The organism is Rhizobium anhuiense (assembly GCF_003985145.1).
Lineage (GTDB): Bacteria > Pseudomonadota > Alphaproteobacteria > Rhizobiales > Rhizobiaceae > Rhizobium > Rhizobium anhuiense.
This window is the reverse complement of sequence record NZ_ML133537.1, coordinates 69751-82961: the sequence shown is the minus strand read 5'-3', so window position 1 is coordinate 82961 and position 13211 is coordinate 69751. Positions and strand designations below refer to the sequence as shown.

Here is a 13211-nt window from a genome sequence, read left to right as displayed (position 1 = left end):
CATGGACGCACGCGAGCGATTGATCGTCGGCCTGGATGTTCCAACGATCGGCGAGGCGGAAAGACTGGTTTCGACGCTCGGCGACGACATTCTCTTCTACAAGATCGGCTATCAGCTGGTCTTTGCCGGCGGCCTGGAATTCGCCCGCGATCTTGCCGCAAGCGGCAAGAAGATCTTCCTCGACATGAAGCTGCTCGACATCGACAACACGGTTGCCTCCGGCGTCGAGAACATCGCCAAGATGGGCATGTCGATGCTGACGCTGCATGCCTATCCGAAAGCGATGAGGGCGGCGGTCGAGGCGGCCGCCGGCTCCGGCCTCTGCCTGCTTGGCGTCACCGTGCTGACCTCGATGGACGCCGACGACCTTGCCGAGGCCGGCTACAGCCAAGATCCGCACAGCCTGGTGCTGCGCCGCGCCGAACAGGCGCGCGCAGCCGGCATGGGCGGTATCGTCTGTTCGGCGGCGGAAGCGGCCGAGGTGCGCGAGATCGTCGGCCCCGACATGGCGATCGTCACCCCCGGCATTCGCCCGGCCGGCAGCGACAAGGGCGACCAGAAGCGGGTGATGACGCCTTTCGACGCACTGAAGGCGGGGGCGACGCATCTCGTCGTCAGCCGGCCGATCGTCAAGGCGCCCGATCCGAAAGAGGCCGCCCGCGCCATCCTCAGCGAGATGGTGAGTGCGCTCTGGCCGGCAAACCGCTAATCGTTTCAACGACAAAAGGGAGAAGACCATGGCCAAGGGATACTGGATCGCCCGCGTCGACGTTCGCGATGCCGAGCGCTACAAGGATTATGTGGCGGCCGCCAAGCCGGCCTTCGAAAAATATGGGGCGAATTTCTTGGCGCGGGGCGGCGCCTTCACCGAACTCGAGGGAAAGGCGCGCGTGCGCAACGTGGTGATCGAATTTCCCTCGCTGCAGCATGCGGTCGACTGCTATAATTCGCCGGAATACCAGATCGCCGCGAAAATCCGCCAGGAAGTGGCCGATGCGGAAATGGTCGTCGTCGAAGGCGTCTAGAGCAGCTTCGCATCCCGCAAAACTGACGGTACGATGGGCCTTCCCGTCGCGTCGGGATTGGGCTAAGACGAGAGCCAATTAAGCATCCCGCCAAGCCTCTCGAGGAGCCTGCCATGACCCTTGCCAACCTGCCGCCGCTCGTCACCGTGTTCGGAGGGTCCGGCTTCGTGGGCAGGCACGTGGTCCGGGCGCTGGCCAAGCGCGGCTACAACATCCGCGTCGCCGTGCGCCGTCCCGATCTCGCCGGCTTCCTGCAGCCGCTCGGCAATGTCGGCCAGATCTCCTTCGTGCAGGCGAACCTGCGCTATCGCAACTCGATCGACCGCGCCGTCGACGGTGCGAGCCATGTCGTCAACTGCGTCGGCATTCTGCACGAGGCCGGCCGCAACACTTTCGACGCCGTGCAGGAATTCGGCGGCCGTGCGGTCGCCGAAGCTGCGCGCGGGGCAGGCGCGACGCTGACCCATATTTCGGCGATCGGCGCCGACGCGAAATCCGATTCGGACTATGGCCGCACCAAGGGTCGCGCCGAAACGGCCATCCTCTCGGTCAAGCCCGATGCAGTGATCTTCCGTCCGTCGATCGTCTTCGGACCGGAGGACAGCTTCTTCAACAAATTCGCCGAGATGGCGCGCATGTCGCCGATCCTGCCGCTGGTCGGCGGCGGCAAGACGAAATTCCAGCCTGTCTATGTCGAGGATGTCGCCGAGGCCGTCGCCCGCGCCGTCGACGGCAAGGTCGCCGGCGGCAAGATCTATGAGCTTGGCGGGCCCGAGGTGCTGAGCTTCCGCGAATGTCTCGAGACGATGCTGAAGGTGACGTGCCGCAAGAACCCACTGGTATCCCTGCCTTTCGGCATCGCTTCAATGATCGGCAGCATCGCCTCGCTGGTCCCCTTTGTGACGCCACCGATCACGCCGGATCAGGTGCGCATGCTGAAGCGCGACAATGTCGTCTCCGGGGAAGCCGAGGCGCAAGGCCGCACTCTGAAGGGCCTCGGTATTACGCCCACCATGGTGGCATCGGTGCTCGGCTCCTACCTCGTCCACTATCGCCCGCACGGCCAGTACACCGGCACCGGCAAGGCCGCCTGACCAATTTTACAGCCTTCTGACAACGCCGTTCGCAGACAATGCGGACGGCGTTTTGCCGTCGTGGCTTCACGCAAAGCTGGCGCAAGTTTGAAATGATTGTTTGCCGGTCATATTACGCGGCGTTGCATAAAAGACGCATCGGAAATTTTGTGGAATTAACGCCAAATTTAGCAGGAACGTTTATTGCTATTTGTCATTCCACTGACTACCAAACCCGCGCGTCTTCGGACGGTTTCAACGCCTGCGATAGCGTGCGGCAATCACTGTGAAAGGCATTTCTCGATGGGCAAGTCAATCGCGCTCCTTTTTGCGTGTGCGGCGCTAATTATCCTGGCAGGCTCCTTCGTTGCGCCCGGTTCGGTCGCGGCGGTAAAGGGTGACTGCTCGCCGGCCTATGGCGTCGATCCTTGCTCGACGGCTTCGATCAGCCATTGACGAAAAGGTCGGCCCTCTGCGCCGGCATCTCATAACGACAAGCCGTCGGGAACGCCGAACAAGGGCGCTCCACAATGAACGCTCGGTATTGCCTGCTTCAAAAGCAGCGGCAGACGCCTATTCTCAATATAGCTATCTGAAAAATCGACGCTTGGCGGGGCGCGGGTATTCGTTCGCCACCTTCCGACAGGCACTGCATTCGCGCCGGGACTTGCGCGAATGCAGACTCGTAAGGAAGCCTCAACCGATCAAGCCGGTCGCAGCCATGCCGAGCAGCAAGACACCGAGAATGATGCGGTAGACGGCAAACAGCGTGAACCGGTTGCTTCTGATATAGGCAAGCAGCCATTTGACCGCGACGAAGGCGACGATGGTGGAAACGACGAAGGCGATGCCGAGCGCCGTCCAGTCTTCGCCAGCCGCGCCGCCATCCTTGAACGTCTTCAGCAATTCATAGCCGCTTGCGGCATACATTGTGGGGATGCCGACGAGAAAGGCGAATTCGGTTGCCGCAGCACGATTGCCCGTGCCGGCCAGCATGGCGACGAAGATGGTGGCGCCGGAGCGCGACGTTCCCGGGAACACGCCCGCAACGATCTGGGCGATGCCGACCAGGATGGCGACAAGCCAGGTGATCTCCTTGTGCGGTGGCCTGCGTGCGGCCGCCCATTCGGCAAAGATCATCCAGATACCGCCGATGATCAGCGCCCAGGCGATCGGCGTTGCAGTCTCGGGAAGTTCGAAGCCGAGCTTCTTGACCACAAGGCCGAGAATTGCGGTGATGAGAAATGCGACGATCAGCTTGGCGGCATAATCGCGATTCTCAGGCTCGCGCCAGCCGAGCACCAGATCCAGCAGACGACGCCAATAGATGATGGTGACGGCGAGGATGGCGCCCGCCTGAATGACGATATTGAACATGTCCGACCGGTGTCCGAGCCATTGCTCGGCGATGATCAGGTGGCCGGTGCTCGAGATCGGCAGAAATTCGGTGATCCCCTCTATGATACCGAGAATTGCAGCATTTATATAATCCATACATCGTCTCCGGTTTAAAGTTCGGCCGGGCCTGAGCGCTTGGGTCGATCAGGCTGCCGCTTCCATTCGTTCGTTAGACCGTGTTTCGCCATCGTCAGATGGGGTAAAATCCGATTCGCTTGTATTGGCGGGGCCAAGCTCCTATAGCTTCAACCAATGAGTCATGACTAGGGCGCTATAATTGAGCTGCCACACAGTCCTGTAACAGCAATCACAAAGCCCGAGTATCGATGCCCACGCTTTATCATCATCCCATGTCATCCGCATCTCGCTTCGTCCGGCTGATCCTGGCGGAATACGGCTATCAGGCGGATCTGATCGAGGAGCAGACATGGGAGAAGCGCCGGGATTTCCTGGCGCTCAATCCGGCCGGCACGCTGCCGGTCTATGTCGACGACAGCATGCGCGCGCTCTGCGGCGCGAGCGTTATTTCCGAATATCTGGACGAGACCCACGGCGTGTTGAAACGCGACCGGCGGCTGCTCGCCGAAGACCCCTTTCAGCGGGCGGAAATCCGCCGGCTGACCGAATGGTTCATGCAGAAGATGGAAAACGACGTGACCAAGCCGCTCGCCCGCGAGCGTGTCTACAAGTTGCAGATGACCGCCGATCAGGGCGGCGGAGCCCCGGATTCGAAGATTTTGCGCACGGCCCGCGCGAATATCCGCCAGCATATGCGTTATCTCACCTGGCTTGCCGGCTCGCGTCAGTGGCTGGCGGGCGAGCGGATGAGTTATGCCGATCTTGCCGCTGCGGCGTCGATCTCAATCCTCGACTATCTCGGCGAAATCGAGTGGGCGGACGCGCCCGTCGTCAAGGACTGGTACCAGCGGCTGAAGTCGCGTCCCTCTTTCCGGCCGATGCTGACCGAGCGCGTGCGCGGCCTGACACCGGTTTCACACTATGCCGATCTGGATTTCTGACGAGGGCTCTTCATGCCCGAACCGAAGAATGACGACAAAGAGCGCCGCCGCCGCGACAATTTGACCGAGTTCGTTCGGGCGGAATCTGCCGCCAAGGGCTTCGATCTCTGCCGCATCACGCGCCCGGACGCGATCCCCGAAGCCAAGGAACGGCTCGGCCAGTTCATCGATGCCGGGCGCCACGGGACGATGGACTGGATGGCGGAGACGCGCGACCGGCGCGGCGATCCGCGCACACTGTGGAGCGAGGTGCGCTCCGTCGTCGTCTTCGGCCTGAATTACGCTCCGGAGGAAGATCCGCGCGGTATCCTCGACAAGTCTGATAAGGCAGCTATCTCAGTCTATGCCCGCAACCGCGATTATCACGACGTCATCAAGGGCCGGCTGAAGGAGATCGCCACGCGCTTTGCGGCGCGCGCCGGCGCCGATGTGAAAGTCTTCGTCGATACGGCGCCTGTCATGGAGAAACCGCTGGCGGCGGCCGCCGGGCTCGGCTGGCAGGGCAAACATACCAATCTCGTCAGCCGCACGCACGGTTCCTGGCTGTTCCTCGGCACGATGTTCACCACTGCCGATCTTGCCGTCGACGCGGCGGAGAACGATCATTGCGGCTCCTGCCGCGCCTGCCTCGACATCTGTCCGACGGCTGCCTTCCCGGCGCCTTACCAGATCGACGCGCGGCGCTGCATCTCCTATCTCACCATCGAGCACAAGGGACCGATCGACGCCGATCTGCGCGTGCTGATCGGCAATCGCATCTATGGCTGCGACGACTGTCTTGCCGCCTGTCCCTGGAACAAGTTCGCAAGCTCCGCCTCCGAGATGAAGCTGCAGGCGCGGGAAGAGCTGAAGGAACCGTCGATCGCCTTTCTGCTGACGCTTGACGATGCCGCCTTCCGCACCTTCTTCAGCGGCTCGCCGGTGAAGCGGATCGGCCGCGACCGCTTCGTCCGCAACGTGCTGATCGCCGCCGGCAATTCCGGCGAGACGGCGCTGATCGGGCAATGTCGCATGCTCGCGAGCGATCCCTCGCCTGTCGTGCGCGGCATGGCGGTCTGGGCGCTTTCACGGCTGATGGAGGCTGGCGAATTCTCTGCCTTTGCCGCACAAAGGGCTCACGAGAGAGATGACGACGTCTTGAACGAATGGCGATTGGCGGGAGTGGGCTGATGCATGTGATGATTTTTGGCTGCGGTTATTCCGGCACGGCGATCGCCAAGGCCTTATCAGGCGACGGCGTGCGTATTTCCGGCACGACGCGTTCGCCAGACAAGATGGACGTGCTCCGCCAGAACGGCATCGACGCATTCCTTTTCGACGGCGAGACCACGGAAGAAGGGCTGCGCCGGGCTTTGGCCGATGTCACGCACCTCGTGCAGTCGATCTCGCCCGGGCAGGCCGACCCGCTGCTGCGGCTGCTTGGCAAAGATGGCGCAAGCCTGCTGCCTCGTCTCAAATGGATCGGTTATCTCTCCACCGTCGGCGTCTATGGCGATCATAAGGGCGCCTGGGTGAACGAGGAAACGCCCTGCCTGCCCGTTTCCGGGCGCTCGAAGGAGCGGCTCGAGGCGGAAGAGGGCTGGCTGGCGATGGGCCGGGAGCGCGGTGTGCCGGCGGCCGTGCTGCGCCTTTCCGGCATTTATGGGCCGGGCCGCAACGCCTTCTGCAATCTGGAAAAGGGCACGGCGCGCCGGCTGATCAAGAAGGACCAGGTATTCAACCGCATCCGCGTCGAAGATATCGGCGCGGCGACCCGCTTCCTGTCGGAGCGCGGGCTCGGCGGTATATATAATGTCACCGACGACCGGCCCGCCCCGCCGCAAGACGTGATCGTCGAGGCAGCCCGCCTGATGGGTGTCGAACCGCCACCGGAGCAGGCTTTTGAGACCGCCGAACTATCACCGATGGCACGCTCCTTCTACGGCGAGAACAAACGCATCTCGAATGCGAAACTCAAGGCCACCGGCTTCCAATTCTCCTTCCCGAACTATCCCATGTCGCTTGCGCAATTGTGGCAGGACGGACGCTGGCGCGGCTAGAGCCTTTCCGGGTTAGATTGCAGCATTCTGTTGGCTCAAACGGAGTCGGATGGTCGACCGGCCGGCGCGCGTCGTAGCCCAGCTCTACGGCCAAGCCGGCCGGTCGATCAGCCGGCCCGTTTCAGCCAACCCGAAGGGCCGGGCATCTTTGCGCCAGGACAAAGGCGATCGGCTCGACCGTACCAAGAGGTATGCCCTTCGCCAATCGCCTCTGTCCTGACGAAAACCTGCTCCGGCAGAATGCTTCAATCTAATCCGGAAAGGCTCTAGATCAGGCTGCTGTTTGCAAACAGGGGTTACTCACCCAAAATGAGTAGGAAATTCCTACTTTCGCGCTTTGGTGGGACAATTTTCGCCGCATACTATGGTTAACGGCCTTTGAATTTGCCCAAATGTGGCAACAAATATGGCGAAATCGGAAAAATATTTTTGCGATTTTCGTGAACGCCAGGGCGTTAACTACTTCTTCGGAAAATTCGTTCGTATTTTAACTGATTTCATTATGTTTTTTCCACATTGACGATTGCCGTCGATTTCTAAAATTTCGCCGAAACACTCACGAATGTTACAGATTGTAATATTCCGTGAACGATGGCGGCACTTTTTCGCCACTTTTTAACAGATTTAAGCCCCGCCGCCTGCAAGGGCGTGAGTTCAATAGTTGAGGGATACTCTGTTTTGAAGAAAATACGTCGTTCTATTATCGCCGCGGCAACTATTGCAGCCTGTTCTTCCATGCTTCCGGCGGAAGGTTTTGCTGGCAATGGTTGCGGCGGTGCTTCATGGTACGCACTTCGCTCCAAAACTGCTTCCGGGGAACGTATGAATCCTGCCATCTTGACTGCCGCACATCGTTCGCTTGCCTTCGGCACCAAGGTGAAAGTCACCAACCGCAACAATGGCCGCACCGTCGTCGTTCGCATCAACGATCGCGGTCCGTTCATCCGCGGCCGCGTGCTCGATCTGTCGCGCGCCGCCGCCCAGAATATCGGCATGGTGAGCTCCGGCACTGCGAAAGTCTGCTACCAGGTCATCAGCTGAGCCCAACCCTTGCTCTTGCCGTCAATCGCGGCTACCACGCGGTTGAGACTTGTGAACAATCCGCCCGCGACTGTCGCGCCTGTTGCGGATCATCGCACGCCACGGCAACAGGAGACATGTGAATGCGTTTGGGCGGCCGCCTCGAAGGGGCGATTTCTGTGCTCGCGGACATCGATGCCCGCAAGCGCCCTGTCGCCGACGCGCTGAAGGACTGGGGCCTTGCGCACCGCTTCGCCGGCTCCGGCGATCGTGCTGCGATCGGCAACATCGTCTATGACGCCCTGCGCATGCGGCTTTCCCATGCCTGGCTGATGGACGACGACAGTGCTCAGGCCATTGCCCATGCCGTCATGTTCCGCCAATGGGGTTTTACCCCCGACAGTCTTGCCACCGAGCTGGCGGATGACAAATTTGCGCCGCCGCCGCTTTCGGCCGAGGCCGTCTCGGCCTTTGAAAGCCGCTCGCTTAGCGATGCGCCGCCGCATATCCGCGGCGATATTCCCGAATGGGTCCAATCCTCCTTCGAACAGGCCTTCGGCGCCGACTGGCTGGCCGAGGCACAGGCGCTTGCCGCCCGCCCGACGCTCGATCTGCGCGCCAACAGCCTCAAGGCGTCCCGCGACAAGGTCGTCAAGGCGCTCGACAGGGCCGGCGCGCATGCAGCCAGGATCGCCCGCTACGGCATCCGGATTGCCGCCGGCGAAGGCGCCTCGCGTCTTCCTAACGTCACAGCCGAGCTTTCGTTCCAGAAAGGCTGGTTCGAAGTGCAGGACGAGGGATCGCAAATCGTCGCCGATCTGGTGCTGGCCAGCGACGGCGAACAGGTTCTCGACTATTGCGCCGGCGGCGGCGGCAAGACGCTCGCCATGGCGGCGGCCATGCAGAACAAGGGACAGGTTCACGCCTATGACGCCGACCGCAAACGGCTGGCGCCGATCATCGAACGGCTGAAGCGGGCGGGCACGCGCAATGTCCAGGTGCATGACGACGCCAGGGCGCTTTCCGGCCTTGCCGGGCGCTGCGACAAGGTGCTGGTCGACGCGCCCTGCACCGGCACCGGCACGTGGCGCCGCCGTCCCGATACGAAATGGCGGCTGACGGCAAAGAACCTCGACGAGCGCACTGCCCAGCAGCAGGATGCGCTGACGCAGGCGAGCGGCTTCGTCAAATCGGGCGGCGAGCTGATCTACGTCACCTGCTCGGTCCTGCCGCAGGAGAACGAGGAACAGGTGCGCCGCTTCACGGCCGACAATCCCGATTTTCAGATCGTCAGCGCCCTGCCCGCCTGGGATCAGCTCTTTGGAAAAGACGCCCAGCGTCCGCATTCTTCCGACGGCCTGACAGTGACGCTGACGCCGGCCTCCACCGATACGGACGGCTTCTTCTTCTGCCGCATGCAGCGCAAGGGCTGAGGCGGCTCGGCCAAGGCCAATAGCGGATCGTGACGCCCGCGGCGGAATGACGCTGCCCAGCACGGCGAGACGGCGCAGATGCTGCCGACTTTTCAAACAGATGCCGTTCAAGACGGGCAGCTTTGCCAACACCTGCCCATCCTTAAAACCATTCCAAACTAGAGCGTTTGACACCAGTTTACTTTTGCGCGAAGAGACGAAGCCCGATTAGACGGAAGATCCCGTCACAGGAGAGGATCATGAAGCTCAACCGCACATTCCGCGCAGCCGTGCTGGCGATTGCCCCCGCCGCCCTGCTCGCCCTTCCCGCACATGCCGAGACCGATGCTGCCGCCGTGGTGAAACACTATGCCGACGTGGCGCATGCGAAATACGAGGATTCGCTGACGACGGCTAAGACGCTCGACGCCGCCATCGACGCCTTCCTGAAGGCGCCTGATAACGCGACGCTGAAAGCCGCCAGGGACGCCTGGATCAAGGCGCGCGTTCCCTATCAGCAGACCGAAGTCTATCGCTTCGGCAATCCGATCGTCGACGACTGGGAAGGCAAGGTCAACGCCTGGCCCCTCGATGAAGGCCTGATCGACTATGTCGACGCCTCCTACGGCAGCGAGAGCGACGAAAATTCTCTCTATGTGGCCAATGTCATCGCCAACAAGACGATCAAGATCGACGGCAAGGATGTCGACGCTTCCAAGCTGACGCCGGAATTCCTCTCCGGCACGCTGGCCGAGGCCGGCGGCATCGAAGCCAATGTCGCGACCGGCTATCACGCCATCGAATTCCTGCTCTGGGGCCAGGATCTGAACGGCACAGGCCCCGGCGCCGGCGACCGCCCGGCAACGGATTACGATCTCAAGAACTGCACGCACGGCAATTGCGACCGCCGCGCCGAATATCTGAAATCCGCCTCCACCCTGCTCGTCTCCGACCTGCAGGAAATGACCGACAATTGGAAGCCGGACGGCGCTGCGACGAAGAACGTCGAAGCCGATCCGAAGGCCGGCCTGGTGGCGATCCTGACGGGCATGGGTTCGCTGTCCTACGGCGAGCTTGCCGGCGAGCGCATGAAGCTCGGCCTGCTGCTGCACGATCCGGAAGAAGAACATGATTGCTTCTCCGACAATACCTACAACTCGCATCTCAATGACGCGATCGGCATCGCCGCCGCCTATACCGGCAACTATACCCGCGTCGACGGCACCAAGCTCAGCGGCCCGTCGCTGCACGATCTGGTGGCCGCCAAGGACAAGGCGCTCGATGCCGAAGTGGAAGGCAAGCTCAACAAGACGCTCGACGCGATGAACGCCATGGCTAAGCGCGGCGAGACGGTCGAGAAGTACGACCAGATGATCGGTGAAGGCAACAAGGAAGGCAACGCCGTCGTCCAGGCTGCCATCGACGGGCTGATCGACCAGACGAAATCGGTGCAGCGCGTTATTGCCGCACTCGATCTCGGTACGGTTCAGCTTGAAGGTTCCGACAGCTTGGATAATCCTAACGCCGTCTTCAAATAAGCAAAAAGGCGGGCCGCTTCGAAGCCGGAGCGGCCCGGACCCTGAAATGTCGCATGCCCCGGCCCGCCGATTGATCGCCAGCGCAGCCCTCTGCGCCACGCTTGCCGGTTTTTCCGCAGCCATCGCCGCCGGTTTCGATCTGCCGGCGCAACGCACCGATCTTTCCGAAACCGATCTGAAACGTGTCGCCGACGTGACCCGACCGACGACGGATTTTTCCAAGGCAGAACAATACGAAGCGATGCAGGCGGGTGCGACCACCTCGATCGACCCTGTCACCGAGGACAGCTTCTCGCATATTTCGGCCAACATCCCTTTCGAGGAAGAGCAGAATTTCAAGCTCGGCAACGCGCTCTTCCGCAAGCTCTGGGTTTCCGCTCCCTCCTCGACGCAAGCCTCCGATGGTCTCGGGCCGCTGTTCAATGCCCGCTCCTGCATGAGCTGCCATGTCAATGATGGCCGCGGCAAACCGCCGGAAGGAGGCCCGAGCGCCACTTCGATGCTGCTGCGGCTTTCCCGCGCGGCCAGGACGCCGGCGGAAGAAAAGGCGATTGTCCAATCTGATGTCGTCAATTTCCCCGATCCGGTCTACGGCCACCAGCTGCAGGACCTCGCTGTTCCCGGCCTAGCCGCCGAAGGAAAGATGGCGATCAGCTACCAGGAAGAACCGGTGACGCTGAGCGACGGCGAGATCGTGTCGCTGCGCCGGCCGAGCTATGCGGTCGTCAATCCCGCCTACGGGCCGCTTGATCCGGCGACGACGATTTCGCCGCGTGTCGCCTCGGCGATGATCGGCCTCGGGCTGATCGAGGCCATTCCGGAGGCTGACATCCTGACCCATGCCGATCCCGACGATGCCGACGGCGACGGCATTTCGGGAAAGGCGGCGATCGTGCGCGATCATCGCAGCGGCAAGATTGCGCTCGGCCGGTTCGGCTGGAAGGCGCAGAACGCCACGGTGCGCGACCAGAGTGCGGATGCCTTCGCCAACGATATCGGCATCTCGACACCCGATCAGCCGAATGCGCAGGGCGACTGCACCAAGGCGGAAGAAAAATGCCTTGCTATGCCGACCGGTGTGCAGAAACGTCTGGGCAAAGAAGAGGCGCCGGGTTCCATTCTCGACCTCGTGACCTTCTATTCCGAAAATCTCGCCGTCCCGGCGCGCCGCAAGGCGAGCTTTCCCGAGACGCTGCAGGGCAAGCGGATCTTCTACGAAAGCGGCTGCATTTCCTGCCATGTGCCGAAGTTCGTCACCCGCCGCGATACGCCCGAAAAGGCCCAATCCTTCCAGCTGATCTGGCCCTATTCCGACTTCCTTCTGCACGATATGGGCGACGGCCTTGCCGACGGACAGCAGGTCGGTCTTGCAAGCGGACGTGAATGGCGCACGCCGCCGCTATGGGGTATAGGACTGACCCGGACTGTCAGCGGACACAGATTTTTCCTGCATGACGGCCGTGCGCGGAGCCTCACCGAAGCGATCCTCTGGCATGGCGGCGAAGCTGAAAAGGCCCGCAACGCTTTCTCCTCCCTGTCTAAAGACGACAGGGTGGCCCTGATTACATTCCTGGAGTCACTTTGATGCGCCTTTGGCACCCCCTGCTTTGCCTCACTCTGATCGGCCTCGCCACATCGGCGGCCGCCCAGACCGCGGCTCCCCCGGCGGGGCTGAACGAGGATGCCGTTCCCGCCGTCATGCAGCGCGCCGTCGACGAGGTGATCCGCCCGGGCTATCGCAACATGCAGCAATCTGCCGCGCGGCTGACGACGGCGATGAAGGATCTTTGCGCCGACGGCACGCAACAGACGCTCGACAAGGCGAAATCCGCCTTCGACGATACGATCCGCTACTGGTCGATCGTCGAGATCGTCCAGACGGGACCCGTCATCCAGGACAATCTCTTCGAGCACATCCTGTTTTATCCCGACCGCAAGGGTGTCGGCCTCAAGCAGGTGCAGGCGCTGATCGCCAAGGCCGATCCGAAGGATGCGACAGTCGATGCGATCGCCGGCAAGAGCGTCGCTTTGCAGGGCCTGACGGCGCTGGAATATGTGCTCTACGGCAACGGCTCCAACGATCTCGTCGGCCAGAAAAATGGATTCCGCTGCCTTTACGGCCAGGCGGTTGCCGGCAATATCCAGCGTGAGGCCGGCGAAGTCGTCGCCGCCTGGGAAAAGCCCGACGGCGTGCAGGCGAGCTGGAAACATCCCGGCCCGCAGAGCGACGATTTCATGGACAACAAGGAAGCGGTGACGGCGCTGCTCGGCATTCTCGTCCATGGTGCGGAGAATGTCCGCGACCAGCGGCTGGAGCAGTTCTACAAGGGCAAGGACAGCGCGCCGCGGCCGCGCATGGCGATCTACTGGCGCTCCAAAAATACCTGGAAATCCATGGCCGCCAATCTGGAGGGCCTGCGCACGCTCTGGCAGAAGGCCGGCATGGCCGAGCTTCTGCCGCCGGACAAACAGCCGATCGCTGCCGCAATCGACGAGGACTTCAAATCGCTGCTCGACAGCGTGCCGAAGCTCAATCCCGACATCGACGTGGCGACAAGCGATGCGGAGAAGGCCAAGCTCGATACGCTGCTTGCCGAGAGCCGTGACCTGATCACCCGGATCAGCGACGAATATGGCGCAGCCATCGGTCTTTCGGCTGGCTTTTCCTTCTCGGACGGAGATTGAGA

The 13211-nt window shown here is 61.8% G+C and carries 13 protein-coding genes; 11 read left to right on the top strand and 2 right to left on the bottom strand.

The features are described from left to right. Position 1 precedes the first annotated feature (1 nt). From pyrF to EEQ99_RS29350, 3 genes are all read left to right on the top strand, one after another. Positions 2–709 carry an orotidine-5'-phosphate decarboxylase gene (gene pyrF / locus EEQ99_RS29360; RefSeq protein ID WP_028758383.1) on the top strand — a complete coding sequence of 236 codons (708 nt, stop codon included), beginning with the start codon at positions 2–4 and terminating at the stop codon, positions 707–709. Between the two features lie 28 nt (positions 710–737). Further along, positions 738–1025, top strand: a complete 288-nt coding sequence (locus EEQ99_RS29355) for a DUF1330 domain-containing protein (RefSeq protein ID WP_028758382.1) — start codon at positions 738–740, stop codon at positions 1023–1025. Positions 1026–1138: 113 nt separating this feature from the next. Next, on the top strand, positions 1139–2119 hold the full coding sequence (locus EEQ99_RS29350) for a complex I NDUFA9 subunit family protein (RefSeq protein ID WP_028758381.1): 981 nt from the start codon (positions 1139–1141) through the stop codon (positions 2117–2119). A gap of 675 nt (positions 2120–2794) precedes the next feature. On the opposite strand, the gene EEQ99_RS29345 is transcribed toward EEQ99_RS29350, so the two are convergent. After that, entirely contained in the window at positions 2795–3592 is a 798-nt protein-coding gene (locus tag EEQ99_RS29345) for an undecaprenyl-diphosphate phosphatase (RefSeq protein WP_097543185.1), read from the bottom strand. A gap of 230 nt (positions 3593–3822) precedes the next feature. Here EEQ99_RS29345 and EEQ99_RS29340 point away from each other — a divergent pair, with 230 nt between their 5' ends. The 3 genes from EEQ99_RS29340 to EEQ99_RS29330 are packed head-to-tail and all read left to right on the top strand — an operon-like array spanning position 3823 to position 6554. Then, on the top strand, positions 3823–4515 hold the full coding sequence (locus tag EEQ99_RS29340; protein WP_028758378.1) for a glutathione S-transferase family protein: 693 nt from the start codon (positions 3823–3825) through the stop codon (positions 4513–4515). Between the two features lie 12 nt (positions 4516–4527). Next, positions 4528–5685, top strand: a complete 1158-nt coding sequence (gene queG, locus EEQ99_RS29335; RefSeq protein ID WP_063474812.1) for a tRNA epoxyqueuosine(34) reductase QueG — start codon at positions 4528–4530, stop codon at positions 5683–5685. After that, positions 5685–6554 carry an SDR family oxidoreductase gene (locus EEQ99_RS29330; RefSeq protein WP_127431551.1) on the top strand — a complete coding sequence of 290 codons (870 nt, stop codon included), beginning with the start codon at positions 5685–5687 and terminating at the stop codon, positions 6552–6554. Before queG ends, EEQ99_RS29330 begins: the two co-directional genes overlap by 1 nt. A 536-nt stretch (positions 6555–7090) precedes the next feature. Here the strand turns inward: EEQ99_RS29330 and EEQ99_RS35255 are convergent. After that, on the bottom strand, positions 7091–7390 hold the full coding sequence (locus EEQ99_RS35255) for a hypothetical protein (protein WP_244604869.1): 300 nt from the start codon (positions 7388–7390) through the stop codon (positions 7091–7093). On the opposite strand from EEQ99_RS35255, the gene EEQ99_RS29315 reads away from it, so the two are divergent. From EEQ99_RS29315 to EEQ99_RS29295, 5 genes are all read left to right on the top strand, one after another. After that, positions 7290–7595, top strand: coding sequence for a septal ring lytic transglycosylase RlpA family protein (locus tag EEQ99_RS29315; RefSeq protein WP_244604868.1), 306 nt, complete (start codon positions 7290–7292; stop codon positions 7593–7595). The genes EEQ99_RS35255 and EEQ99_RS29315 overlap by 101 nt on opposite strands. 122 nt (positions 7596–7717) lie before the next feature. Continuing rightward, entirely contained in the window at positions 7718–9007 is a 1290-nt protein-coding gene (locus tag EEQ99_RS29310) for an RsmB/NOP family class I SAM-dependent RNA methyltransferase (protein ID WP_063474814.1), read from the top strand. A gap of 239 nt (positions 9008–9246) precedes the next feature. Continuing rightward, positions 9247–10524 carry an imelysin family protein gene (locus EEQ99_RS29305; protein ID WP_097543184.1) on the top strand — a complete coding sequence of 426 codons (1278 nt, stop codon included), beginning with the start codon at positions 9247–9249 and terminating at the stop codon, positions 10522–10524. A 46-nt stretch (positions 10525–10570) separates the two neighbouring features. Beyond that, positions 10571–12109, top strand: coding sequence for a di-heme oxidoreductase family protein (locus EEQ99_RS29300; protein WP_127431550.1), 1539 nt, complete (start codon positions 10571–10573; stop codon positions 12107–12109). Beyond that, positions 12109–13209: an imelysin family protein gene (locus tag EEQ99_RS29295; RefSeq protein WP_063474817.1), complete on the top strand. Its 1101-nt coding sequence runs from the start codon at positions 12109–12111 to the stop codon at positions 13207–13209. Before EEQ99_RS29300 ends, EEQ99_RS29295 begins: the two co-directional genes overlap by 1 nt. Positions 13210–13211 lie beyond the last annotated feature (2 nt).